Source organism: Candidatus Thermokryptus mobilis, from assembly GCF_900070205.1.
GTDB classification, from domain to species: Bacteria; Bacteroidota; Ignavibacteria; order Kryptoniales; family Kryptoniaceae; genus Kryptonium; species Kryptonium mobile.
Genome location: NZ_FAOO01000024.1, coordinates 1 through 25,389, shown reverse-complemented (window position 1 = coordinate 25,389; position 25,389 = coordinate 1). Strand labels below are relative to the sequence as shown.

Sequence of the window (25,389 nt, the reverse complement as noted above, 5' to 3'; positions counted from 1 at the left end):
CAAGAGGAAGAGGGCAACTTGATGCGCAAAAATAAGTAAGATTTTGAAATTGAATGATAGAATTATCTTATATAGAGAGGCGATTAAAAAGTTAAAAAAATTAAAAACAAAATTTTAAAAAACGATGAAGATAAAGTTCGGAACTGACGGTTGGAGGGGCATAATTGCGCAGGACTTCACATTTGAAAATTTAACTAAAGTCGCAATTGCGACCGCAAAGCACTACAAAAAACACAAAAAGATTAAAAACGGGCTCGTCATAGGATATGACACGAGGTTTTTGTCAAAAGAGTTCGCTGAGCATGTTGCCACTGTAATAGCAAACTTTGGTGTGAAGGTTTTATTGTCCGATGGTTATTGCCCTACACCGGCTGTTTCGCTTGCAATACCAAAGTTTAATTGTGCTGGTGGGGTTGTTATAACGGCAAGCCATAACCCCTATAAGTATAATGGTTACAAGCTTAAAGCCGACTTTGGCGGTCCAGAAGAAGTGGAGAATATCGTAAAGGTTGAAAATCAGGCGAACAAAATGCCGAAGACAGAAATTGAAAAGGTGAAGAGAAGTTTTGATCAACTTAAACAGAAAGGTTTAATTGAACTTGTTGATTTGAAAAAGCTCTACATTGATGACCTTAAGGCTAAAATTGATATTGAAGCAATAAAAAATTCTGGATTGAAAATTGCTCACGATGCAATGTATGGCGCTGGTCAAAAAATACTCACCGAGTTGATCCCATCGGCTGTTGTAATTCATAACGAGTTTAATCCATCGTTTGGTGGAGTAAGTCCAGAACCGATTGCTAAAAATCTTGGAGAGTTGATGAAGCTCGTTCCCGAGAAAAAATTTGATGTTGGACTTGCCACCGATGGCGATGCAGATAGAATTGGGGCGGTTGATGAAAATGGCAATTTCGTTGACCCTCAAAGAGTGTTTGCTATACTTTTGAAATACTTTTACGAGGACAAGGGATTGCGTGGCGATGTCGTCAAAACGGTTTCCGTTGGATTGATGGTTGATAAACTTGCAAAAAAATATGGATTAAAAGTTTATGAATTACCTGTAGGATTTAAACATGTCGCAACGCTTATGGTCACAAAAGATATAATGATAGGTGGAGAAGAAAGCGGTGGGATAGGCGTGAAGACACACATACCCGAAAGGGATGGACTTTTCCTTGGTTTGACTATCTGTGAAATGATTGTCAAAAGAGGGAAAAAACTGTCTGAAATAGTTGATGAGATTTTTGCAGAGATCGGACCACATTATTACAAGAGGATAGACCTTCACACTACAGAATCTCACAAAAATAAAATTCTTAGAAGATTGAAAAGGGGGTTAAGAGAAGTTGCTGGTTTTAAAGTTAACAGTGTTTTGACGATTGATGGATATAAGTTTTTCTTTGATGAAGGATGGCTTCTTATCAGAGCTTCTGGAACTGAACCATTGCTGAGATTTTACTGCGAAGCGGATGACCCTGAAAAAGTTGATAAAATTCTTGATTGGGCTGTTAATTTGGGATGAAAATAAAAAAGCCCCGAGAAATCGGGGCTTTTTAATTTTGCGGTTGGGATTCTTGCTGTTTCATCTGAGCAAGCATCTCTCTTAACTTTTTCATCTTCTCTTTTCTCTTCTTCTCCTTCTTGCGATGTTTCTTGAGCACTTGTTTTTTCTTCTTATTCACTTCAAAGAAGAAATTTTGTTTTTACATTTGCTCCATCAACATTCTTTGTGCCCTTCGTATCGCTTTTGCCCTTTTCATCTTCTTCTTGACGGAAGGCGGTGTGTAAAAAGTTCTACGCTTGAATTCGCGCAGGATTCCTGCCTGCTCGTATTTTTTCTTGAACCTCTTCAATGCCTTGTCTAACGACTCGCCTTCCTGAACGATTATCCCTACCAATTTTATCACCTCGCTTTTTTTATTGTTTGAAATTTTCAACTAATTTTTTTTGACCAAGTTTCTCAAACTCAACAACAATTATACTATAACCGCTTGAAGAAACCTCTTTTTTCTTCACTCTGCCGTAATCTTGCCATTCCTCGTGATAAATTAACTCACCTATTTCGTATGTTTCAGCTGCTGAATAAACTCTATAGTTTGAGTGTGAATTCTCATCCTGCACTTGGTTTAAGTTTAAATCTGACAGTGAAAATAAAGCAACATGCTTACATTTTTGACACATGTACCAAAATTTACTCTCAGCTTCGGGCTCAAAGTTACCTCTAAATTTAAACTTTTGCTTGCTTCCACAGTATTGGCAAAACTGCTCTATTTGTTTGGGGATTTTCATTTTAGAAATTAAAAAATTAACTTGCAATGCGTCATTTAAAATATAAAAAATTTCCGCAAATATATCAACAACTCATTTCTTTTGTGCCACCCTTTCAACATATTTCATGGTTTCAACATCAACCCTGACTATTTCCCCTTCCTTTATGAATTGTGGGACAAGGATTTCAATCCCATTTTCAAGCGTTGCACTTTTCATAGTGTTATCCTGTGCCTCCTTAACCCCAGAACCAGTTAAAACAACCTTAAGATCAACCGTTTTCGGTGACCTCACGCTTATCGGGTCTTCACCTAGAAATTCAACATCAACTTTCATTCCCTCCTTTAAAAATTTTGCGAAGTTTCCAAGCGACTCCTTCGGAACGCTAACCTGTTCATATGTCTGCGGATCCATAAAGAAATATAAATCTCCATCGCTGTAAATATACTCCATCGGTTTTCGCACTAATTCAACATCTTCAATTTTTTCATCCGTTCTGAACCTTCGCTCTGTATAATGACCCGTTGATAAATTTAAAAGTCGCGTTGAAACGAAACCCTGCATCTGCCCACTTCCAGCGTGGACTTTGACTTCAACAACTTTATAAATCGTGTTTTCAAGTTTAATAGCCATCCCCTCTCTGATCTCAGTTGCGATCACCATTTGGCACCTCCAAAGTTAATTTTGCCAGGTGTTCTCTTTAAAAATATAGTTTGAAGCTTTTTCATTTGCAAATGGGAAATCACTTGTTTATTTTTCTGAAAAAAATCTTAAAGCTGTGATAAGAATTTTAACCGCCGGAGAATCACACGGTCAAGCTTTAATAGGTATAGTTGAAGGAATCCCAGCAGGGCTTGAAATTTCGGCTGAATATATAAACTTTCACTTGAAAAGAAGACAACAAGGCATCGGGCGCGGTGCGAGGATGAGAATTGAAGAGGATAAAGTTGAAATTTTGTCCGGTGTTAGATTCGGTAAAACTATGGGAAGCCCGATAGCCCTGATTATAAAGAATAAGGATTGGGAAAATTGGAAGAAGAAAATGTCAGTTGAAGAAATTGAAGAAAAGGTTGAGAAAATAACCGTTCCAAGACCCGGGCATGCTGACCTTGTTGGTTATTTCAAATATGGTTTTGATGATATAAGAAATGTCATTGAAAGAGCAAGCGCAAGGGAAACGGCTATAAGGGTTGCGTGTTGCTCAGTTGTGAGAAAAATGCTTGAAGAAGTTGGGATTTTCATCGGAAGCCATGTAGTTCAAATAGGGCAAGCAAAAATTGAAGATAGAGCGAAACTTGATAGAAAAGTTCAAAGCTTGATCCGTAAAGAAAAAGGAGCATTTGAAATTTCAATTGAAGCCGATAAGTCGGAAGTTAGATGTCTTGATAAAGAAGTTGAGGTTGAGATGATAAATATCATAAAGAAAGCGATGAAAGAAGGGGACACGGTTGGTGGAGTTTTTGAGGTTTTTATAACTGGTGTACCAATTGGGCTTGGGAGTTATGTCCAGTGGGATAAACGACTTGATGGGCTTCTTGCACAAGCAATTATGTCAATACAGGCGATAAAAGGAGTTGAGATTGGGTTTGCATTTGAAAACGCAGGTAAGTTTGGCTCAGAGGTGCATGATGAGATTTTCATAAAAGATGGGAGAATTTACCGAAAGACAAATCGTGCTGGCGGTCTTGAAGGTGGTGTGACGAATGGACAACCGATTATATTGAGGTCCGCTATGAAACCAATCTCAACGGTTGTGAAGGGGCTTTCAAGCGTTGATCTTGCAACAGGTGAAAGTGTAAAGTCAAGGTATGAGAGGTCTGATTTTTGTGCAGTTCCATCTGCAAGTGTTATAGCTGAGGCGGTTGTTGCACCAGTTATAGCAAATGCTTTGCTTGAGAAGTTCGGAGGGGATAGTATTGACGAGTTGAAAAGGAACTTCAAAAACGCTATTTTTTCGGTTTGGTAAAACTTTGTTTTATAGTGCAATTTGATTAAATTTTTCAGTGTAAAAAGTTCTGTAAAAAATGAACTTGTAAATGTGAGAGTCGTTGGATTTTTAATTTCAATTCTTCTTTACGGTTGCAGTGTTCAAAACCTTGCAATTAAATATGCAGGAGGTATATTTGACTCCGGGGTTAAAGCAATTTTTAGCGAAACGGACTACGAAATCGCAAAGGTTAGTATACCTGCAAATTTGAAACTTCTTGAGGCGATTTACAACGCCGACCCGAAAAATCAAAAAACCGTTACCCTCCTCGTTCAAGGATATACAGGTTATGCGATGGGGTTTGTTGAAGATGACGAGCCAGAAAGGGCAAAGATGATTTATAAAAGGGCTTATAGTTACGGCATTAATTTTTTGAGATGGAAAAGTGGGAGGTTTGCCGAAAGCTTGGATGGCGATTTTGAAAAATTTGAGATGACTTTGCGCACTGAATTTGGAAGAAAAGATGTTCCTATTTTGTTTTGGACCGCGATGGCTTGGGGAAGCTATGTAAATCTTAGCAGAGACGACCCCGAAGCTATAAGTCAAATTCCAAAAATTGAGTCCATGGTTAAGTATGTTGTTGAACTTGATGAGGGTTATTTTTATGGTTCTGGTGTTATGTTTCTTGGTGTCTTGTTGTCAGCCAGACCTAAATTATTTGGTGGCGACCCGGAAAAAGGGAAGGAATATTTTGAGAGATGTATAAAAATTTCAGGTGGTAAGTATCTACTTCCCTATGTTTTCTATGCAAGATATTACGCTGTCCAAGTTCAAGATAGACAGTTATATGAGCAACTTTTAAATTATGTGATTGAATCGCATGTTGAGGTCCTTGAAGGGGCTGAACTTTTGAATGTGATCGCAAAGAGAAAGGCGGAAAAATTTAAGACCATGGTTGAGGAATTTTTCTAAACAAAAATCAGTAAACGAGATGAGAAGAGTTCTTGTTTTGACTTTATTATTTTTAAACTTCACTTTTTCGCAAGAATATCTCATAAAAGTTGCAACTATTGCACCTGATGGGAGCACTTGGATTAAAGTTTTAAGGGAATACGATTCACAGATAAGAAAAGAGAGCAACGGAAGAATCGGATTTAAAATTTACGCTGGTGGTGTGGCTGGGGATGAAATTGATGTTTTGAAAAAAATAAGGATAGGGCAATATCACGCTGCTGGTTTTACTGGTGTTGGAATTGGTGAGATAGCGCCAAATTTAAGAGTACTTGATTCCCCTTTTTTATTTAAAAGTTATGACGAGGTTGATTACATTTATCAAAAATTTAACGATGAGTTTGAGCGTGAGATTGAAAGGGGTGGTTTCGTCCTTTTGGGATGGGCAGAGGTTGGCTTCGTCTATACATTTACTAAAACCCCAGTTTATGGGATTGATGACCTCAAGAAACTTAAAATGTGGGCTTGGCAAGGTGACCCTATCGCAGAGGCTGCTTATAAAGTCATAGGAATTACACCTGTTCCACTTTCCATTACAGAGGTTTTAACTTCCCTTCAGACAGGTATCATAGATGGGGTTTATGGTTCACCCCTTGCAATCCTTGCGACGCAGTGGTTCACAAGGGTTAAGTATATGCACGATGTCCCGTTATCTAACGCATCAGGGGCACTTTTAATATCAAAGAGATATTTTGATTCGTTGCCGAAAGATTTACAGGAAATCCTTCTTAAAAACGGAAGGAAGTACATGCGAAAGCTCGTTGAACTTAGTCGTGAAGAAAACAAGAACGCAATTGAAACGCTCAAGAGAAATGGAATTATGATAACCGAACCCTCTTCAAAGAAGGTTTTGAGCGAGTATGATGAAGTTGGTAAGAAAATAAGGCGAGAACTCGTCGGCAAGGTTTTCAGTCAAATTTGGCTTGATAAGATTGAGAAGGCAGTTGAAGAGTATAGGAAATCAAATCAGAAGTTGGGGAATTGATGAAATTTATAAATGCAATTGATGGTTTTATCGCAAAGTTGGAAAATATCCTGATTATAATTTTGCTTTCGTTGATGGTGATTATCAGTTTTTTACAGGTGATTTTGAGGAATTTGTTTGAGACGGGTATATTGTGGGCTGATCCATTTTTGAGATATGTCGTTTTGTGGATCGCTTTCATAGGGGCTTCACTTGCAACAAGGGAAGATAGGCACATAAACATTGATGTTTTTGCGAGGTTGCTCCCACCGGGGCTTAGAAAGTTTAGCTCCGCAATTACAAATTTTTTTGCTTCCGTTGTTTGTCTCTTACTTTTGAGGGCTTCAATTGATTTTGTTAAAATGGAGATTGATTTCCCAAGCGTTGTCTTTCTTGGATTAAAGAATTGGATGCTTGAGCTCATAATACCGATCGGTTTTGGATTGATGAGTTTGAGGTTTCTTTTTAGAGCGGTGAAAGTTGTTTTCATTAAAAACATTTTTTGATTTAGGATGTTAAATTTTGTATTGATATTTCTATTCATTCTTTTCGCTCTTTTCAGAACCCCGCTCTTTACGGTTATATCAGCGATAGCGATATTAAGTTTCTTTTCAAAGGGGATTTCTTTGTCAGCGATTATAATTGAGATGGTTCGTCTTGCCAATACTTCAACACTTGTCGCTATCCCTTTGTTCACATTCGCTGGTTATATCCTTGCTGAAAGCAACACCCCAAGGCGACTTGTTAACTTAACACAAGCGCTTTTCGGTTGGATACCCGGGGGACTTGCAGTTGTAGTTCTTGTTTCATGTGCTGTTTTCACCGCTTTCACAGGAGCTTCTGGTGTGACGATCGTTGCACTCGGGGGGCTTGTCCTGCCTGCATTGTTGAAAAGCAATTACTCCGAAAAATTCTCACTCGGACTCGTCACAACATCCGGAAGTTTGGGTTTGCTTTTCCCACCTAGCTTGCCATTGATACTATATGGTCTTGTCGCACAAGTTGATGTTGATAAACTTTTCATCGCGGGGATTACCCCAGGGATTTTGCTTGTCGTTCTACTTTCAATTTATAGCATTGTCAAGAATATAGGGACTAAAATTGAAGTTCAAAAATTTTCATTGCGAAACCTTTGGCGCGCAACACTTGATGCGATCTGGGAAATCCCTCTTCCATTTATTATAATCGGCGGAATTTACAGCGGTATCTTCACAGTGATTGAGGCGTCGGCTGTGACAGCGGTTTATGTTTTTATCGTTGAACTTTTTATTTATCGCGACCTGAACATAAAAAACGACCTTCCGAGAATTATGAAAGAGAGCATGCTTATGGTTGGTGGGATTTTGATAATCCTCGCATCAGCGCTTGGATTGACAAGCTACTTGATAGATGAACAAATACCGATGAAAATCTTTGAGTTCATCCAAAAGTATATTTCAAGTAAATACACCTTTCTCATATTGCTTAACCTTTTCCTTCTCGTCGTCGGTATGTTAATGGATATTTTTTCCGCTATAATTGTCGTTGTCCCAATAATCACACCGATAGCAAAAAATTTCGGTGTCGATCCAATCCACCTTGGTATCATTTTCTTAACAAACCTTGAAATAGGTTATTTAACACCCCCTGTTGGTTTGAACCTTTTTATATCAAGCTTCAGGTTTGAGAAACCAATAATAAAAGTTTATCTTGCAACCATCCCATTTATAATTATTCTCTTCATAGCCCTTATTCTTATAACCTACATCCCGGAAATTTCCCTCTTTTTATTGAAGCGATGATGTGATCTTCCCTTTTAACTCTTTCACCTTTTGCGTAAGTTTCCCTTTCAAACTTTCATCCCTTGATGAAGCAATTATCTTATTGTATTCCGAAATCGCTTCCCCATAAAGACCAAGCTTTTCAAACGAGCTTGCAACTATAAGCTTCAACTCATAGCTATCTTTAAGCTCATCAAATCTTGACATTAAATTTTTCGCCCTTATTGAAGCGGTCTCATAAAGCCCATTCTCAAAAAGAGCTCTGACCCCTTTGACCCAAAGATAAGCCAAACTCTGCGTCGTCTTCAACTTCGTTTCCTCCTTTGATATATCAGCTCCATAAAGACCCGTTGAACTTGAATTTCTTTTTTCATTCTTCACACCCGGCAAAGCTCTCATCTCTTCAAAGGCAATTTGAAGCAAAAGCTCATCCTTTGAAAGCCGTCTCAAATCAGATATGTTGAGTATGAGATCACCAATTGCTTTGAAAAAAATCCCATTCCCCTCAATCTCAATATATGAATCCTTGTTCATCAAAATTGTATCTTCCGGACGAAGTGTATCCGATTGAGTTAAACTTTCCCAAGATTCCCTTACACCGTGTCTGACCTCAACCCTTCCTTTTAACTTTTTTATTTTAAACCAGTTCCCATTTTCAGAGTAAAGGGATAAAGTTGAGTGCAAAACCAAAACTGCAACAATTAAAGGTCTAATTAATGGCATTTCCCACCTCAAATTTTATTTTTGTAGCAAGACAATCTTTGCTTTTCCTTTCAAATGTCCAAGATTGATTTCAAAATCGTTGTATAATTCCTTGGCTCCAACTTCCCAGGCCCTCTCAAAGCCTTCCCTTATCAAGGTCGTCTCTATAGGTAACCAAATTGTTTCAATTCCGTTTCTGTCCTTCATTATGAAGTATCTCTTCTCGTTTTCGGTCAGAACATTTGCAAATCTTTTTTCAATTCCGGTGTCAAACAAAATGTAAACATGGGATTCGCCAGGGTTTCTCATTTCTTTCACATCAACGAAAGCAACATCAATCCCGATTGAACCAAGAATTGAGGCTAACAGAACCACTAAGTCATCGCAATCTCCACCGTGAAGTTTTAATGTCTCATCCGGATATTGAACCCAATCCAAACTTAAAGATGGATCGCTTACATAAGTTATATTTTTTGAAAGCTCCTCAATCAAAACTTTCGCCTGGATGAATCTTCTAAGCATTGGGTCAACGCTATCAATTGTATCTTTTTTCGCCCAAATTGTTTTTCTTGTGAAGTTAATGACCTCGGGTAAATCAAAGCTGACAAAATATCTCAATTTCTCAACCTCTCCATTCCAATCGTTTCTACCGCGAAGCGTGATTTTAAATTTTTTCTCGTCGTCATAAACTTTTCTCAAACGACCCACCTTAACTTTAAAATTAACTTCCGTAGCTTTTGAAATTATTGGTTTATCAAGTCCAACGGACAAAAAAATCGGAATGGTTTTTATCTCACCAGGATTAAGCGTGAGACCCTCTGATTGAGTTTCAACTTTGATAAACGACGGTGATTCAAAATCAATCAAGGCATTAAGCGGTTTATCCGAAAAGTTTTCAAGTTTGATGAAACCAATTTCCTTTTTTTCAAAGTTGTCCATCAAGTGCGGGAAAATTTCACTTTCAACAAAAACCTCATTTATCCTTATTGATTTTTCATACCATCCAAAGGCATCAAGCGAAATTGAAAAGAGGATTTTATCATGGATGAATTTGTTAAAGTTCGGATTTCTAAAATTTGTTTCAAAAAATTCCGTTTGGGTTAACTTTCCATCGCGCCAGATATTTGATGTGTTCTTGAAAAACGCAATGTCAAATCCGAAAAGCCCAATTTTAAATCCAGCTCCAATTGAAACACCATTTATCTCTTTCGCATCGGAGAAAAATCCGCCTCTTAAAAAGAGAAAATCAGTAGGTGAAATTTCAACCCCAGCATTGACCTCGGGCATTGATGAAAGTTCAAACCCAAATTTGAAATTTTTCAAGCTCAATCCAGTTGAAAATTTCACCTTGAATTTATCTTTGAGCTCAAACTCTTTGAATTTTTCTGGCATTCTTTCGCCAAGGGTGTTTGATAAATTTTCAAACGAAAACACAAGAGATAAATTCTTGCTCAGTTCATATAGGGCGGAAATTTTTGAGCTTAATTTTGCGGATTTAAATTCCGTCGTTTCAAGCGAAATGTTCGGCAGCGAATCGGTCATCTGAACTTTGTAGATTGTCTCAGAGATGTTTTCAGTGATGTAGTTTGTGTTAAGTCCAATTGATAACCTTTCGGTAGGTTTCAAAGCGTAGCCGAAAGCATAACTTGATGAATATGTTATCTTCTTGTCGTAATTTGCCTTGAAGGTTGTATTTCCAATGTTTATTGTGACATTTGACGGAAATATAAATTCAAGCGTTGAACCTGGGGAATATACGAATGATAAACTTTGCCTTTCGCTTATCCTTTTCGCTACGGCGAAGGAGTGTATCCTAAATCCAGAATTTTTCTCGTAATAGTTTGACATACCAATGTTCCAGTCGTAAATTTTCATCAAACCTACCGGATTCCACCCAGATGAAAGAGCGGAATTGGCAAACGCTTCAAACCCAGCGATAGATATTCCGCGTGGCGTTGAAAAATTTTGCGCAATTGCCAGATTGAGCGTTGTCAGAAATAAAGCAAGGCGCGGTTTCATCTCAAATTAACTCTGAAATAAAGTGTTGATGATACAAAAGTTAAAAGATCCCCGAAATAACCCGAAATCCTGATATTTTCTTTCTTGGCTTGAACTATACTGAATATAAGCTCCTTTTGTCTCAACTCCGCCGGTATAAGCGATAAAACAGATGAATCAAGCTCAATTTTTGATGTAGACGGTGCTTTTATTTTCAGCATCATTACAGGTTTAAAAGTTGATGAATTATATGTTGAAATGGCGCTTAAAATTAGGTTGATTGAATCAACCTTTGTTTTAAATTTTATTTTCAACTTTTTTCCGTCGTATTCAGGCGACCCATCAATCGTTAGTTTTGCTGGCGTTGAAATTTCAAAAAGCTGTTCCCTACCGGCTTTATCAATAACCTTAATCCTGTGCTTAGATGAGTGTTTAAAATTAAAGTTTTGTGTTTTCATCACGTATTCAAACCCGTATGATGTGTCCATCCTTCCATGTGGCGGTCCAAAATGCATCCTTATTTTTCTTGTTGACTTCTCAAGCTTGAAGTTTTCAATATAAATTTCGCCGATGTCAATTCCTTTCCTTTCCTGCCAACGCCCAATATTTATTGGTGGCGAGCTCATATCTCTGAAAAGCGCATAAGCTAAAGTTGTGTCAAATGTTTCGCCAATCTCATTGATGAACTGGGAGTAACTTAACACAAAAAGACCTGGGGTTGACATCATCTCTGAGTTCATCATCCCCGTTTGAAATGGATTTAGAAACTCAATGACTGGTTCCGATTCATCAAGATATAAAACTTCTGTTTTTTGTGTTTCTTCATCTATGGGGTTTATAATAAGTGAATTTTTACCACAGCCGAACATCAATGAGACGAGAGCTATGTAAAAAACTTTCTTCATTTTTTGAGATATCTTCATTATTAAAAAATCCCAGGACGCGGGCAAAAGCCCGGTCCCGATGCGGATGAACCGCGCCTGACAGCGCTCAATCTGGTCTGCCATCTCTATTTCTGTCCTTTCCACCACGTGCTTTATTCTTCAAAGAGTGAACGATGTTTGAAATTATCTTGCCCTGATCACCAGGATTTGTTGGGTCAAGCAATGCCCCAGTCAACGGGTCAACAAACCAGGAAGTCAAATCAAATACAAGAACATAGGGGATGTTCTTGTCACTTTCGGTGATTGTGAAATTCCCTTTGATTTTAAACTCAGTGTTAACTTTCCCAGTCGTAAAGACGAAATCTTTCCATACGCCATTTTGATAAATCTGACCTTTGACATAAATGCTTTTTCCAAGGAAAGAGTCCGGTACCGCTGGGTTCCTATGAAAGTCCATAGGAACGATTGCATGAACTTTGAATTTTATCCCATCATAGTTTCCTGGTGGCAAACTGTCAACAGCTATAGGCGTGGGCTCATTGTTACGAAGCGTAATGAAAAACGGCCCTTTAAATCTTATCGTTGGGTCATTGTCAAGCATTCTCATTTTCCGCTCCATATCCATCGTATTATTTTCTTCCCAAGATGTATCTACTTTTGCAGTGTCAATGTTTTGCTTAAATTGAATCCATCTCAAAACGATTATAGCGAAGTCAATTTTAATTGAGTCAACCTGCCCAACAGATTTCGCAAATGTTATGTTCCCTGCTGTTTCACCTTTTAGGGTCAATTCAACCGGGACGAGCCCGCTCGTTGGCTCCGTTCCCTTGGAACAGCCACTTAAAAGAATTGCTGTAATTACTAACCCGAATAGAAACATATTTCGCAACATGGCAAAATCCAAATTTTGTTTTTGAAGTCCTTCGCTAAACATAAAGCACAACTTTCGTGCCATTTTAAAACTTATTAAATTTCAATCAATTTATCCTATTTCAAATGCTGGGTTTTCCCTTTGAAACGCTGGGTTTTAAATTTCCAAGCATTTCTCCGCTTAAGTATATCCTTGCGGTCTGCTCAAGATAAAGGTGATATCGGGATGGAAGATTTTTATATTTTGACTTTATCAATGCTTTTATTTCCAAATTTTGCCCAGATGATGAAAGTAGCTCAAAAAAGTTTTCAAGATGCTCAAGAATTTTTTTCTTGACCCTTTCAATGGATTCTTTATCGTTCCCGGCGATTTCACGGGATGCCTTATCAATGTCAAAGTTGCTCTCGTATAAATATCTGAAACAAATTCCGCGAAGGTATTCAGCAACAGTGCCACGGTTCAACCCGAGTTCGTTTGCTGTCTCTGATATTGAACTGTGTGAAAATTTCTTCTCCCTTAAAAGATTTAAAATTTGCCCTTCAATGTCCATCTTCCCTCGGACAAAGTTTATGATTTCATCTGGTATGTCTTTGAGTTGTATTAAATTTCTTCCATCCGACTTTGCAAAAATAATTCCTCGTCTGATCGCGCTTTCCAACTGTCGTACATTTCCTGGCCAATCGTAATTTAAAAGTGCCTCCATTACGGCAGTTGAAACCCTCATATCTTCTGCTTTAAACTTTTTTAAAAAGTGTTCAACAAGAGCTGGTATTTCTTCCTTCCTTTCTCTTAGGGGCGGTATATGGATGCGAATTACATTTAATCTGTAATAAAGGTCTTCTCTAAACTTACCCTCTTTCACAGCTCTTTCAAGGTCTTTATTTGTCGCTGCAATTATCCTTACATTCACTTTTAAAATTTCCCTTCCACCAACCTTGTTGAATTCGCCCGACTGAACGATCCTTAAAATTTTCGTCTGAAATTGCTCACTCGTTTCTGCGATTTCATCAAGGAAAATTGTTCCGCCATCGGCTGTTTCAAAAATTCCTTTTTTTCTTTGAAATGCACCTGTGAAAGCTCCCTTCTCATAACCAAAGAGTTCGCTTTCAAGTAGCGTCTCTGGAATCGCCGAGCAATTTACAGCGATAAACTTCTTATCCCTGCGGTCGCTCGTTCTATGTATCGCCATTGCAACAAGTTCTTTCCCAACTCCATTTTCACCCGTTATCAGAACAGGGACATCAGATTGTGCGATTTTTTTAATTGTTGAAATAACTTCCGACATCTTCCCGCCATCAATGTAAATTATCCCTTCAAAGTTTTCAACTTTTTCTTCCCTTGTGATCTCAAAAGCCGATAAATCCTCAAATCTTGATGTTAATTCCCTTACCTGACTGTAAACATTTTCAAGGTTTGACATTGCTTTGCTCTTTTCATCCTCACCTTCAAGGTTCTCAATTTTGTCCTTGAGCTCGCTTATAAGCAACTCTTTCTCGCGGATCAACTCTTCAACTCTCTCTCTTTCAAGCTCAAGTTCAACGGTTTTTCTCCTTTGAACCTCAAGGATGTAAATAAGCCCAGTTGAAAATGCCCCAGCTAAACTTAAAATTGGATAAATTGAAATTGATATCCCAAGTGTAAATAAAATGATAGTGATGGTTAAGAAAATCAGGGGTGTTAGAAGTGAAAGTGCTATTTTTTTCAGGGGTGAAATTTTTTCTGAAAAGAAGATATAAATGACCAGCGCGGTGGAAAGAAAAATTAACACGAATTCAAATGGCAGGGGTATCTCGGTTAAAAATTTCCTTCTCAATATCGTGTCAAGCGCCATTGCGTGAACCCCCGTTGCTGGAAATTTGTCATCAAATGGTGTTTGAACGACTTGACCGAGGTTTTCACTGTAAATCCCAATCAAAACAATTTTATCCTTGAACTTTTTGAAGTCAATTTTCGCTTCACCACCAAATTTAAATGCATCGTATGAACTTATAAATTCCGCAACGGAATACATTTGCAACGATTTAGTCCCACCACAGTAATTTATCAGCATACAGCCATCACTTAAAGGTATTTCAGTGTTCCCAAGAACAACCTTACCGTTTAAAACTTTTATTGAATCTTTCTCAAGTTCATAATATAACCTCGCAAGTTCAAGTGAAAAAGAAGGTATCGGCTCGTTTTCACTTGATATGAAAAGTGGGATTTTTGATGGGAAACCATTTGAGATATAATTTAAATGTCCAAATCCATTTGCTGCTTCAAGAATTTCATCAAATGGTTTGATTAAACCTTTGCCGTTAAATTTTCCTTCAATTTCAGCGAAGCTTCCGGCAAGGCATACTCTTTCTGAGCCCTTTATGGTTGAGATAAGTATTGCGTCTCTTTCGGGATAATCTGGATTCTTTTCCGCAATTATTAAGTCAAGCCCTATCACTTTGACATCAAGCTCGGTCAAAATTTTTACGAGAAGCGCCCAATAGGTCCTTTTTAACGGATAACCTCCAAGTGAATGAATCTCGGCATCGTCAACATATAAGAAGATAATTGATGAGTCAATTTGCCCTTCACCACGAAATTTAAATTTGACCTGGTAGAAAAGGCGATCCAATTCGTTTAGCAAAGATAGATCAAGCAATCTCAAGAAAATCACAAAAATTGAAATTAACAGTGCTATTATGATTTTTTTAAAACTTGCCAGCATATGCTCTAAGGCATTTTGGGAGATTCACGGTTTAAAGATAAAAAAATTCAAAGGCATTCTCAATTTATTTGGCGTTTTCCAAAAGCGTGATGAAATTTCTGAAGATATATTCGCTGTCGTGAGGTCCGGGTGATGCTTCGGGATGGTATTGGACTGAAAAGGCTGGAGAGTTTTTTAATCTCAATCCTTCAACAGTTCCATCGTTCAAACTTATATGGGTTATTTCTGCTTCATATGAGTTTAGCGAGTCCGGGTCAATAGCGAAGCCGTGATTTTGCGATGTTATTTCAACCTTTCCTGTGATCAAGTTCTTAACAGGGTGATTTGACCCGCGATGCCCGAATTTCATTTTATAAGTTTTTCCTCCGATCGCAAGCGCAAGAAGTTGATGCCCAAGGCAGATCCCAAGAATTGGTTTTCTTCCGAGAATTTTCTTGATATTACTTACCGCATATTCAAGCGCAGATGGATCGCCAGGTCCATTTGAGAGAACCACACCGTCGGGATTTAATGAGAGGACATCGTCCGCGCTCGTTTTAGCTGGGACGACAAGGATAGAGCAGGAAAGTTCTTTCAATTTTCGCACTATGTTAAATTTGACTCCAAAATCATAAACGATTATGAAAAATTTTTTCTCCCTTTCGCTTTCAATTTTATATCTTTCACTTGTTGTGACTAAACTTGCAAGTTCAAGTCCACTCATACTTGGTATTGACCTTGCTTTTATGACGAGATTTTTATCGTCAAGGTCAACGGTTGAAATCACACCTCGCATCGCTCCTTTCTCCCTGATCTGCCTTACGAGAAATCTTGTATCAACATTTGCGATTCCAACGATATTTTGTATTCTTAGGTAATGGTCAAGTGAATCAATTGCTCTATAATTGCTATAAAAATTTGAAATTTCTCGGACTACAATCCCGGCGACTTGTATCCGTTTTGATTCCATATCTTCATAATTAACACCGTAGTTCCCAATGAGTGGATTAGTGAAGATCAAAATTTGTCCTTTATAGGATGGGTCGGTTATTATTTCTTGATAACCTGTCAAAGCAGTATTGAAAACAACTTCTCCGTATGTCTCCCCCTCGGCTCCAAAACTTAATCCTTCAACAACAACGCCATTTTCAAGTGCAAGTTTTGCCTTTTTCATTTTATCATTTCAAGTTTTATTTCAGTGTGATATTCCTGCAAACTTTTAACTGTGATTTTTCCGTATTTAAGTTTCTTTATCGCTTCAATGGCGCTTAAAGCAGCTGAAAGGGTCGTGACGAATGGGACTTTGTATTGAAGAGCGCTTCTGCCGATGGCAAATTCATCAAATCTTGATGTTTCACCAAGCGGTGTGTTTATGATGAGGTTTATCTTGCCCTCTTTTACAAGGTCAACTATATCTGGACTTCCTTCTTTCACTTTGTAAACTTTTTGCGCAGGTATGCCGTTTAAATTTAGAAATCTCGCAGTGCCATCGGTTGCGATGATTTTGAACCCAAGGTTTAAAAATTCTTTCGCTATTTTCAATATCTTTTCGTTCTTGTCTCTGTCGTTTACACTTATTAAAACATTTCCTGAAAGTGGCAGTGGGTTTCCAGCTCCGATTTGTGCTTTCGCGAAAGATTCCCCAAAAGAATACGACAAGCCGATCACCTCGCCAGTTGACCTCATCTCTGGACCAAGGAAGACATTTACATTTGGAAGTTTTGAAAATGAAAATACAGGCGTTTTGCAAGCCTTAACACTTTGATTTTTAAATTTGAAGTCGTAAAGTTTGAATTCATCAATTACCTCTTTTGAGCCCTTGACCAAAATTTTCGTCGCAATTTTAGCAAACGGTATGCCTGTCGCTTTACTTAAAAATGGAACTGTTCTTGATGAGCGCGGATTTGCCTCCAAAACATACACAATCCCATCCCTTTCTGCAAACTGAATGTTTATAAGACCTCTCACTTTCAAAGCAAGTGAAATTTTCTCCGTATAATTGACAATTTTGTCAAGCACCTCTTCAGAAGCCATCACTGGTGGATAAATGCAAGAGCTATCACCCGAATGAATTCCAGCTTCTTCTATGTGTTCCATTATACCGAGGAGCAAAATTCTCTCCCCATCGCAAATTGCGTCAACATCATATTCAAAGGCATCTTCAAGGAACTTGTCAATCAAGATGGGATTTTCATCCGAGATTTTAACTTCATTTTTCAAGTAATCAATCAATTTCTCCTCTCTGTAAATTATCCTCATGGATTTTCCGCCCAAAACATAAGATGGTCTTACGAGCACAGGAAAGTCAATCCTTTTTGCTATTTCAAGCGCTTCATCTATCCTTTTCGCATAACCCCCAGGGGGATAATCTATTCCAAGTGAATCAAGAAGGTTTGTAAATTTACCTCTGTCTTCGGCTATGTCAATGCTTTTTGGAGATGTCCCAAGTATTTTAACACCATGTGCTTCAAAAAGTTTTGAGAGTTTCAAAGGTGTTTGCCCACCAAAACTTAATATGACCGCTTGCGGTTTTTCAAGCTCAATTATATTCATGACATCCTCAAAGGTTATCGGTTCAAAATACAATCTATCGGCTGTATCATAATCGGTTGAAACTGTCTCCGGGTTACAATTTACCATTATCGTCTCGTATCCTTCCTCTTTAAGCGCTAATACTGCGTGGACATTTGTGTAATCAAATTCAATCCCTTGCCCAATCCTGTTTGGACCGCTACCGATGATTAAAATTTTTTCTCTCTGCGTTGGGATTGACTCGTTCTCAAAGTCATAAGTTGAGTAGAAATAGGGTGTGTATGATTCAAACTCGCCAGCGCATGTGTCAATCATTTTATAGACAGGGAAAATGTTAAGTTTTTTTCTTAATTCTCTTATCTCAATTTCTTTTCTTTTCCAAATAAATGAAAGTTGCTTGTCTGAGAAGCCATTTCTTTTCGCATTCTTTATTATTTCCCGTGCCTTTTCCTTATCATTTTCAACGAGCTCAAAGATGTCTGGGATTTCTTTTAATTTGCTCTCTTCGGCAACTATCTCTTTTAAATTGTGTAAGAACCACTTGTCAATTTTCGTTGCTTGATAAATTTCATCAATCGTTGCGCCTGCATTTAAAGCATATCTTATCCAGAAGAAATTATCCCATTTGTTTTGCTTTAACCTTTCAATGATTTTGTTTTTCAAGTGTTCATCAGGTCCGTTAATTTCAATCTCATCTTTTCCATCGCAACCGAGTCCAAATCTATCAATTTCAAGCGACCTTATCGCTTTTTGAAATGCTTCTTTAAAGTTTCTTCCTATAGCCATAACTTCGCCGACCGACTTCATTTGGATGCCCAGCGTGTCGTCAACTTCTCTAAATTTTTCAAAGTCCCATCGCGGGATTTTAACGACACAATAGTCAATTGAGGGTTCAAAAGAGGCTGGGGTTTTCTTTGTAATGTCGTTTGGGATTTCATCAAGCGTGTAACCGAGTGCGAGAAGCGTCGCAATTTTAGCGATCGGAAAGCCAGTTGCTTTACTTGCAAGCGCCGAGCTTCTGCTAACCCTTGGGTTCATTTCAATCACCAAAATTTCGCCTGTTTCTGGGTTCAAGGCAAATTGAATGTTGGCTCCACCAGTTTCAACGCCTATCTCTCTCATTATAAGTTTTGCATAGTCCCTGAGTTTCTGGTATTCTTTATCCGTTAATGTCTGTGCAGGAGCAACCGTTATTGAATCACCCGTGTGAATCCCCATAGGGTTGAAATTTTCAATTGAACAGACGACGACAAAATTATCTTTTTTATCCCGCATGACCTCAAGTTCATACTCTTTCCATCCGATTACTGATTGTTCAATTAAAACTTTCTTTATCGGGCTTTCTATCAATGCTTTTTCAAGTTTTCGCTTCAAGTCTTCAATGTTGTAAACAATTCCGCCACCTGTTCCACCGAGCGTGAAACTTGGGCGCAAAATTACAGGAAACCCAATTTTTAAAGCAAATTCAATCCCTTCATCAATACTTTGCACAAAAGAACTCTCTGGGACTTTTAAACCGATTTTTTCCATCGCTCGTTTAAAGAGTTCTCTATCCTCTGCTTTTTTAATCGCTTCAATGCTTGACCCAATTATTCTGACATTGTATCTATCAAGTATTCCAAGCTCGTGAAGTTGAACTGTTAAATTTAGAGCTGTTTGACCACCAAGAGTTGGTAGAAGTGCGTCGGGGCGTTCTTTTTTTATGATTTCTTCAATGAAGTAGGGTGTTAATGGCTCAAGATAAGTTGCATCCGCAAATTCAGGATCCGTCATTATGGTGGCGGGATTGTTATTTGCAAGTATCACCCTTATATTTTTTTGTTTAAGAACTTTACAAGCTTGCGTTCCGGAATAGTCAAATTCACATGCTTGCCCTATTATTATTGGTCCGCTCCCAATTATCAGGACAGATTTTATATCCGTTTTCACTTCTCCCGCTTACGCAAAAATTTTTCGGAAAATATAATCAACTAAAGGTAAGAAAGCAAGTGTTTTTAAGTGATCCCATTGGCAACATAGGGGACACTTCGTTTAAATTTTCCCTTTCCAAACTTAAGAATTTTTCAATTCAAACCTCTCAACCCAAAACTTCACCCCCTGCTGATTTGTCCCAAACTCCCTTGCAAATAGTATCTTCTCACCATATTCTACCTATTTTAAACTTGATTTTTTCGGTTGATGGATTTATATTTATAATGAAGTTTGAGCGCGAGTAGTTCAGTTGGTAGAACACCAGCTTCCCAAGCTGGGTGTCGCGGGTTCGAGTCCCGTCTCGCGCTCAAAATTTTTTATGGCGCGTTCGTCTAGTGGTCTAGGACACCGCCCTCTCAAGGCGGAGATCGCGGGTTCGAATCCCGCACGCGCTACAAAATTTATTTTTTCAAGGGGGAATTTGATTTTATCATTCCTTCATTTTAACTTAAACTTGAATAAAATTTTTAATCGCTTTTTGAGAAATGAGAGTTATAATTTATACCGGAAAAGGTGGCGTTGGGAAGACAACTGTCTCCGCTGGTACCGGGGTTTTATGTTCCGAACTTGGATATAAAACGATCGTTGTAAGCACGGACCCAGCACATAGTTTAAGCGATTCTTTCGGCAAAAGAATCGGCAAGTTCCCCGTCAAAGTCACAGAGAAACTCTGGGCTCAAGAACTTGATGTTAACGAAGAGCTCAGAATAAATTGGGATAAAATTCAAGGATTCATCGTAAAGTTCCTCTCCTATCAAGGATTTGATAAGTTTATAGCTGAGGAGTTTGCGATCTTCCCGGGGCTTGAGGAACTTTTCAGCTTGTTGAAGATAAATGATTATCACTCGGATAAAAGTTATGATGTGGTGATTGTTGATTGTGCCCCAACCGCAAGCACAATCAGAATGTTAAGTTTCCCGGACATTGTGAGCTGGTATATGGAAAGGTTTTTCCCACTTGAGAGAAAACTTGTCAAAACAATCAGACCAGTAGCTGAAAAGGTTGTAAAGTTTCCGCTTCCAACAGATGATGTTTATTCACAAGTTGAAGACCTGTATAGAAAAATTGAACACACGAAGAAGATTTTAACTGATGTTAAGACATCAAGCGTTAGAATAGTTGTTAACCCAGAAAAAATGGTGATAAAAGAATCCCAGAGGGCTTATACTTATTTGAATCTTTTTGGTTTCCCAGTTGATCTTATAATTGTTAACAAAGTTTTCCCTGATGAAATTGAAGATAGACATTTCAAAAAGTGGAAACAGACACAGAATAAGCATGTTGAATTTGTGAGGGAAGTGTTCGCACCTATACCGATGAAAATATCATTTCTTGGGGATGATGAGATTGTTGGCTTGAACAAGCTCTTAAAGTTTGCCGTCAATTTATACGGGGAAGACGATCCAACCGAGATTTTTTATGAAGGTAAGCCGATGAAAATTGAAGAGAAAAATGGAAGATATCACCTTAAATTGAAAATGCCTTTCTTCTCAAAAAGAGATGTCAATGTTTGGGTTAAGAATGACGAATTGATAATTGAACTTCCAAGTTTTAGGAGAAATATCTTTTTGCCACACACCCTTGCATCATCACGGGTCGTTGAGGCAAAGCTTGAAGATGGGATTTTGACGATTGAATTTGAAAAAATTAAAGGGAGATGAAAAATGCCGGAAGAGAAACAAATCCCGAAGTATTACATACCATTGCCAGATATTTCATCTATACTTGAGTCGCTACCGCCAGAATTAGAAGAGACGAAAAAACATTTCATTCAAGCGAACAAGGAAATTCTCCTTGCTATAAGGTCAATGATTGACGCTGGGATTGCGCTTGCTGACAAACTTCTTGAGGAGAAGCCAAAACAAGGGCAAGCGAAAAAAGTCAAAGTTAAGTGAAGGTTTATTTCGGTTTGATCTCAAAGCTATAAGACGCCCAGAAACTTTCCCAGTCGGCGTTTTCACAGCCGTTGCATTTTAAAAGATGGACGAGGCGAATTAACCATAGCCCGGGGTTTTCTATTTTGAATTTAACCCTTCCGTTTTTATCAGTTTTAGCTTTATACTCGTTGATTTTTTTACTTTCTGGTTCAAGGTTGTATGCGGTTATTGTTTTACCAGCAAGGGGTTTTCCGTCAAATAGAACTTGAGCTGTTATTTCATCGCCGGGTTTTGTTTTGAATGGGTTGTCAAGAAGTATTATTTCAAGCTTTTGCCCAAGGACTTTACTATAAACATTGCCTTTGGGTTTATCAGCGACCATAATTAACGACTTTATAAATCTCCTATATCTTTCTCTCTCAACCTTGCGAGGGGGGAGTTTTTCTATGAGTTTTTGAATATCCTCAAGCCCCTCGTGTCTTAGGTATTCGGAGAATTCCTCGGGTTTTAGTTCAATATATGCGTAATCTCTTTCCATTGAAAGCAGGGCGAGACCCTCAAAGTTGATTTTCTTTACGAGAATAGGGATGGATTTATCTTTGATTTCATCAACAAGATTGAACGACGATGAATCTGTGATGAGCTCAAATTTCAAAGTCATATTTTTTTGAAATTCCCTTTCAATTTCCTTTTCAAATTTATCGCCAACATAGAGATGAACTACAAGAGTTTCTCCTTTTGATAGATGGAATTTTTGGGGTTGAAGCCAGTAATCGTGTGAGAAAGCGAGATTTACGATTAAAGTCATCAACAAGAATTTTTTCATCTCTTCAAGATTGATTTTCTTTTAAGAAGATAATTCCCTTTGTTTTTTTGTTAAGGTCATATCCTGTGAGGTCATCACCTTCAAAATCATATGGGTCGCCATAGCCAAGCCAGTTCCAGTCGTGAAGTATAGCTAGTTTATCTTTTCTATTTAATGAGTTATAGTTTGGTATTACATTTTTGAGGCGGGGGTAATTTGTATATTTTGCGGGGTCAACTATTGAGAAGACCTTTTTGTGTCTTCTCATCTCGCCCCATTTCTCATCCGAAACCCTTTCGGTCTTTGTGACATATACAATGCCAGCCTTTATCTTTACAAGACCACTTTTTATGAATTCCCCTTCGTCATAGATTTTTATTTCAGCGCCTGTTATGATCAGCGATGCTTTTAAAAGGAATTCACATAGAAGGTAAGCGTTGAATTCATTACCGCCGATTCTTGTTATGCCACTTGCGATTGAGTTATCAATGTAGCCACCTCTTTTTAGTATCACAAACCCTTCCTTTTCAAGTTTTTCCAGAGCTTCGCTTTCGTTCATTCCGGAGGAGATAAGCGCTTCAAACTTTTTTGATATGATATTTTTCACGGGCTCGTTTTCCCCAGCCCAAATCATCAGTTCAATGTTTTCCCAGTTTGGAAAGACGGCAAACCTTTTAAAGTTAATTTTCCCGGCTGTCCAAACGAACTCTGAATTATACCACCTCTGTAATTTCATTATCTCTTCCCACTCTTCATCGGTTATGAAATTTTTCCCGTCATCCTCTATCCAGTATTTTATCCTTCTTGCCATAGTTTTCCACCTTGAGAGTTTTTAAAAAGTTTTCAATGTACTTCCCGAAGAAATCAAACTCAAGGTTAACTTCGTCCCCGACCTTTTTGAATTTAAAATTTGTATTTTCCCAAGTATAGGGTATGATTGAAACGGTAAATGTGTCGTCGTCAATGTGTGCTACTGTTAAGCTTATGCCATCAACAGCGATTGAGCCAGTGCTGATGATGTATCTTCTGAATTGTTTTGGAAAGTTGATTTCAAAGAGCCAGCTTTTGGTGAGTTTTTTTATCTTTTTAATTTTTCCCGTCGTGTCAATGTGCCCTGTGACGAGATGACCTCCGATGCGTTCCCCAAGTTTTAAAGCAAGTTCAAGGTTTACTGGGTCTTCATTTTTTAATTTCCCAAGGTTTGTCTTTTTTATTGTCTCTTCAACTGCTTCAACTTTGAATGAATTATTTGACTTCTCAACAACTGTCAAGCAAGCTCCGTTTACCGATACGCTATCCCCGGGTTTAATTTCGTTTATTAGTTTGACCGATGCTACTGTTAAGATCCTTGCGTTGTCCTTTTGAATTATTGACTTTATTTTTCCAACCTCTTGGATTATGCCAGTGAACATATTTAATTTTGGGCTTATTTTTACGATTTAAGATAAAATTAAGATGGTTAAAAAGCAAGTGTTAACTTTTTGATGATTGAACAAAACGAATCTTTTGGTTATATTTACAAGCGAACCGTAAAAATCGGTTCTTTCAAAAAGAAAGGACATTTCACAAATGGAAAGCAACACCATGAAGGCGGTCATCAAGGAGACCCCCCGCCCTGACAGGGAGTGGAAAAAGGGGTTGGCTCTTGCCGAGGTTCCTATCCCGGAAATAACTAACCCAACCGAAGTTAAAATTGAAGTTATAGCAACAGCAATTTGTGGGACGGATGTTGGAATTTATAACAGCAAGCAATCTTTAAAGGACGAAATGATTTCAAATTCAGCACCTTATGTTATAATAGGACATGAATTCGCTGGCAGGATAGTTGATGCCGGGGATGTCGCAAGAAGACATTTGGCGGGTTTGCTTTTTGAGAGGGCTTCAAATGACAAGGTGCTTCTTGATTTTGTTGGGAAAAGAAGCGTTGATGAGCTTGCTAAGGATGTTGATTTGATAAGTGTTTTGAATGAGAATTTTATCGTCTCAGCGGAGATGCATATAACCTGTGGTCGTTGTCATCAGTGTCGTATAGGTCAGAGACATGTTTGCCAAAATACCAGGATAAAGGGGATACACGAAGATGGCGCTTTTACAAGATTTGTTAAGGTCCCAGCTGAAAATATTGTGCTTTTTAAAAATGGTGAGCTTCCAGTTGAGATAATTGCTTTTATGGATGCGGTTGGAAACGCTGTTCATACGGCTCAGTCGGTGAATTTAATGGGGCAAACGGTTGCAATCCTTGGTTGCGGGGTTCAAGGTTTGATGGCTACGGCAATAGCGAAGATGAGCGGTGCTTCAAAAATTTTCGTCACGGATGCGTCAAAACCAGGAACAGGAGCCACGCACGAGAAAATAGTTGAAAAAAGGTTTTCAATGGCTAAAAAATTTGGGGCGGATTTTTGCTTTGATGTTGCGATCCCAGAGGAAAGAGAAAAATTTATAAAAACGGTTAAAGCTGAAACACAAGGAACAGGCGTTGATGTTGTGTTTGAAATGTCCGGAAATTATAAAGCATATCAAGATGCGTTTGAAGTGATAAGAATGGGTGGAACGATTTCTTTGCTTGGTCTTCCAGAGGGGGATGTCAACATTGATTTCTCAAAGAATGTGATCTTCAAAGGTATAACGATTCACGGGATAATAGGCAGAAGGGTATTTGAGACATGGGAAGTTATGCGCTCGCTTTTAAGAGCTGGGCTGGCGGATAAAATCCTTGAAGCTGGCTTTATAACGCATCAATTACCTCTTGAAAAATTTGAAGAAGGTTTTGAAGCCATAAGAAATGGTGATGGATTGAAAGTTATACTTAAACCGGGGAGTTGAAAAAGTTCTTTAACTTGTGTAACTTTGACAAAAAAGATTTTAAAAATGGCGGTAACCATTCCAATTGAAATATACGAGGTTTTTGAGGAAGCATTTGGGATGGAAAAGGCGAAAAAAATTGTGAAATCGCTTGAAACAGTTATAGGTGCAGAGATTGATAACAAATGGTATCAGACAAAAACAGAATTAAAAGAGGAACTGCTAAAGGAGGTAGCAACGAAAAAGGATATTGAAATCCTTGAGGCTAAAATTGAAAATATGAGGAGCAATCTTGAAGCAAAGATTGAGAGTATGAGGAGCGAGCTTGATGCAAAGA

The 25,389-nt window shown here is 38.2% G+C and carries 24 protein-coding genes and 2 tRNA genes; 12 read left to right on the top strand and 14 right to left on the bottom strand.

All coding sequences use genetic code 11. From position 1 onward, the window contains the following. The first annotated feature begins 124 nt into the window (after positions 1 to 124). Entirely contained in the window at positions 125 to 1,522 is a 1,398-nt protein-coding gene (locus tag FKZ43_RS10630) for a phosphoglucomutase/phosphomannomutase family protein (protein ID WP_140945871.1), read from the top strand. 31 nt (positions 1,523 to 1,553) lie between these two features. Here the strand turns inward: FKZ43_RS10630 and FKZ43_RS11670 are convergent, their stop codons facing one another. The 4 genes from FKZ43_RS11670 to efp form a co-directional block, all read right to left on the bottom strand. Next, positions 1,554 to 1,682, bottom strand: coding sequence for a hypothetical protein (locus tag FKZ43_RS11670; protein ID WP_268904472.1), 129 nt, complete (start codon positions 1,680 to 1,682; stop codon positions 1,554 to 1,556). A gap of 21 nt (positions 1,683 to 1,703) precedes the next feature. Further along, positions 1,704 to 1,898, bottom strand: a complete 195-nt coding sequence (gene rpsU / locus FKZ43_RS10625) for a 30S ribosomal protein S21 (protein WP_181180349.1) — start codon at positions 1,896 to 1,898, stop codon at positions 1,704 to 1,706. A gap of 19 nt (positions 1,899 to 1,917) precedes the next feature. Then, on the bottom strand, positions 1,918 to 2,121 hold the full coding sequence (locus FKZ43_RS10620; RefSeq protein WP_140945869.1) for a hypothetical protein: 204 nt from the start codon (positions 2,119 to 2,121) through the stop codon (positions 1,918 to 1,920). Positions 2,122 to 2,361: 240 nt separating this feature from the next. After that, on the bottom strand, positions 2,362 to 2,931 hold the full coding sequence (efp, locus tag FKZ43_RS10615) for an elongation factor P (RefSeq protein WP_140945868.1): 570 nt from the start codon (positions 2,929 to 2,931) through the stop codon (positions 2,362 to 2,364). A gap of 115 nt (positions 2,932 to 3,046) precedes the next feature. Between efp and aroC the strand changes: the two genes are divergently transcribed. From aroC to FKZ43_RS10590, 5 genes are read left to right on the top strand one after another with little or no spacing between them, the layout of a single operon-like run. After that, positions 3,047 to 4,234, top strand: a complete 1,188-nt coding sequence (gene aroC / locus FKZ43_RS10610; RefSeq protein ID WP_320415061.1) for a chorismate synthase — start codon at positions 3,047 to 3,049, stop codon at positions 4,232 to 4,234. A 21-nt stretch (positions 4,235 to 4,255) separates the two neighbouring features. After that, entirely contained in the window at positions 4,256 to 5,167 is a 912-nt protein-coding gene (locus FKZ43_RS10605) for a TRAP transporter TatT component family protein (protein ID WP_140945867.1), read from the top strand. 19 nt (positions 5,168 to 5,186) lie between these two features. After that, complete coding sequence (locus FKZ43_RS10600) at positions 5,187 to 6,191, top strand: TRAP transporter substrate-binding protein (protein WP_140945866.1); 1,005 nt, start codon at positions 5,187 to 5,189, stop codon at positions 6,189 to 6,191. Beyond that, on the top strand, positions 6,191 to 6,676 hold the full coding sequence (locus tag FKZ43_RS10595) for a TRAP transporter small permease (protein WP_140945865.1): 486 nt from the start codon (positions 6,191 to 6,193) through the stop codon (positions 6,674 to 6,676). Before FKZ43_RS10600 ends, FKZ43_RS10595 begins: the two co-directional genes overlap by 1 nt. Before the next feature lie 6 nt (positions 6,677 to 6,682). Beyond that, on the top strand, positions 6,683 to 7,951 hold the full coding sequence (locus FKZ43_RS10590) for a TRAP transporter large permease (RefSeq protein WP_140945864.1): 1,269 nt from the start codon (positions 6,683 to 6,685) through the stop codon (positions 7,949 to 7,951). Here FKZ43_RS10590 and FKZ43_RS10585 read toward each other — a convergent pair. The 7 genes from FKZ43_RS10585 to carB all read right to left on the bottom strand — a co-directional run bounded on the left by FKZ43_RS10585 (position 7,937) and on the right by carB (position 19,526). Then, positions 7,937 to 8,653: a hypothetical protein gene (locus FKZ43_RS10585; RefSeq protein WP_140945863.1), complete on the bottom strand. Its 717-nt coding sequence runs from the start codon at positions 8,651 to 8,653 to the stop codon at positions 7,937 to 7,939. The two genes, FKZ43_RS10590 and FKZ43_RS10585, sit on opposite strands and share 15 nt — an antisense overlap. A gap of 15 nt (positions 8,654 to 8,668) precedes the next feature. Next, the gene (locus FKZ43_RS10580; RefSeq protein ID WP_140945862.1) at positions 8,669 to 10,651 is read right to left on the bottom strand and encodes a PorV/PorQ family protein; all 1,983 of its coding nucleotides are present in this window, start codon (positions 10,649 to 10,651) and stop codon (positions 8,669 to 8,671) included. Further along, a complete protein-coding gene (locus tag FKZ43_RS10575; RefSeq protein ID WP_140945861.1) occupies positions 10,648 to 11,535 on the bottom strand; it encodes a hypothetical protein in 888 nt (295 codons plus the stop codon). The genes FKZ43_RS10580 and FKZ43_RS10575 overlap by 4 nt, the downstream gene beginning before the upstream one ends. 85 nt (positions 11,536 to 11,620) lie before the next feature. Further along, the gene (locus FKZ43_RS10570; RefSeq protein ID WP_140945860.1) at positions 11,621 to 12,394 is read right to left on the bottom strand and encodes a hypothetical protein; all 774 of its coding nucleotides are present in this window, start codon (positions 12,392 to 12,394) and stop codon (positions 11,621 to 11,623) included. Between the two features lie 112 nt (positions 12,395 to 12,506). Then, positions 12,507 to 15,086: a sigma 54-interacting transcriptional regulator gene (locus FKZ43_RS10565; RefSeq protein ID WP_140945859.1), complete on the bottom strand. Its 2,580-nt coding sequence runs from the start codon at positions 15,084 to 15,086 to the stop codon at positions 12,507 to 12,509. A 64-nt stretch (positions 15,087 to 15,150) separates the two neighbouring features. Then, complete coding sequence (gene carA / locus FKZ43_RS10560; RefSeq protein WP_140945858.1) at positions 15,151 to 16,239, bottom strand: glutamine-hydrolyzing carbamoyl-phosphate synthase small subunit; 1,089 nt, start codon at positions 16,237 to 16,239, stop codon at positions 15,151 to 15,153. Continuing rightward, a complete protein-coding gene (carB, locus tag FKZ43_RS10555; protein WP_140945857.1) occupies positions 16,236 to 19,526 on the bottom strand; it encodes a carbamoyl-phosphate synthase large subunit in 3,291 nt (1,096 codons plus the stop codon). The genes carA and carB overlap by 4 nt, the downstream gene beginning before the upstream one ends. 277 nt (positions 19,527 to 19,803) lie before the next feature. Between carB and FKZ43_RS10550 the strand changes: the two genes are divergently transcribed. The 4 genes from FKZ43_RS10550 (at position 19,804) to FKZ43_RS10535 (ending at position 21,463) form a co-directional block, all read left to right on the top strand. Then, positions 19,804 to 19,876, top strand: a tRNA-Gly gene (locus FKZ43_RS10550). A 13-nt stretch (positions 19,877 to 19,889) separates the two neighbouring features. Next, positions 19,890 to 19,963: transfer RNA gene (locus FKZ43_RS10545), tRNA-Glu, on the top strand. A 90-nt stretch (positions 19,964 to 20,053) separates the two neighbouring features. Beyond that, positions 20,054 to 21,229: an ArsA family ATPase gene (locus FKZ43_RS10540; RefSeq protein ID WP_140945856.1), complete on the top strand. Its 1,176-nt coding sequence runs from the start codon at positions 20,054 to 20,056 to the stop codon at positions 21,227 to 21,229. Between the two features lie 3 nt (positions 21,230 to 21,232). Beyond that, complete coding sequence (locus tag FKZ43_RS10535; protein WP_140945855.1) at positions 21,233 to 21,463, top strand: hypothetical protein; 231 nt, start codon at positions 21,233 to 21,235, stop codon at positions 21,461 to 21,463. A 4-nt stretch (positions 21,464 to 21,467) separates the two neighbouring features. Here the strand turns inward: FKZ43_RS10535 and FKZ43_RS10530 are convergent, their stop codons facing one another. Genes FKZ43_RS10530 through FKZ43_RS10520 form a run of 3 tightly spaced genes read right to left on the bottom strand, consistent with a single transcriptional unit; the run spans position 21,468 to position 23,662 of the window. Next, the gene (locus FKZ43_RS10530; RefSeq protein ID WP_140945854.1) at positions 21,468 to 22,271 is read right to left on the bottom strand and encodes a DUF4198 domain-containing protein; all 804 of its coding nucleotides are present in this window, start codon (positions 22,269 to 22,271) and stop codon (positions 21,468 to 21,470) included. 4 nt (positions 22,272 to 22,275) lie between these two features. Continuing rightward, positions 22,276 to 23,061, bottom strand: a complete 786-nt coding sequence (locus FKZ43_RS10525) for a hypothetical protein (RefSeq protein ID WP_140945853.1) — start codon at positions 23,059 to 23,061, stop codon at positions 22,276 to 22,278. Next, positions 23,027 to 23,662, bottom strand: coding sequence for a riboflavin synthase (locus tag FKZ43_RS10520; RefSeq protein WP_140945852.1), 636 nt, complete (start codon positions 23,660 to 23,662; stop codon positions 23,027 to 23,029). The genes FKZ43_RS10525 and FKZ43_RS10520 overlap by 35 nt, the downstream gene beginning before the upstream one ends. A gap of 157 nt (positions 23,663 to 23,819) precedes the next feature. Here FKZ43_RS10520 and FKZ43_RS10515 point away from each other — a divergent pair, with 157 nt between their 5' ends. After that, positions 23,820 to 25,073, top strand: a complete 1,254-nt coding sequence (locus tag FKZ43_RS10515) for a zinc-binding dehydrogenase (protein ID WP_140945851.1) — start codon at positions 23,820 to 23,822, stop codon at positions 25,071 to 25,073. Positions 25,074 to 25,118: 45 nt separating this feature from the next. Then, on the top strand, positions 25,119 to 25,389 hold a 271-nt coding region (locus tag FKZ43_RS10510), incomplete at its 3' end, for a hypothetical protein (RefSeq protein WP_140945850.1).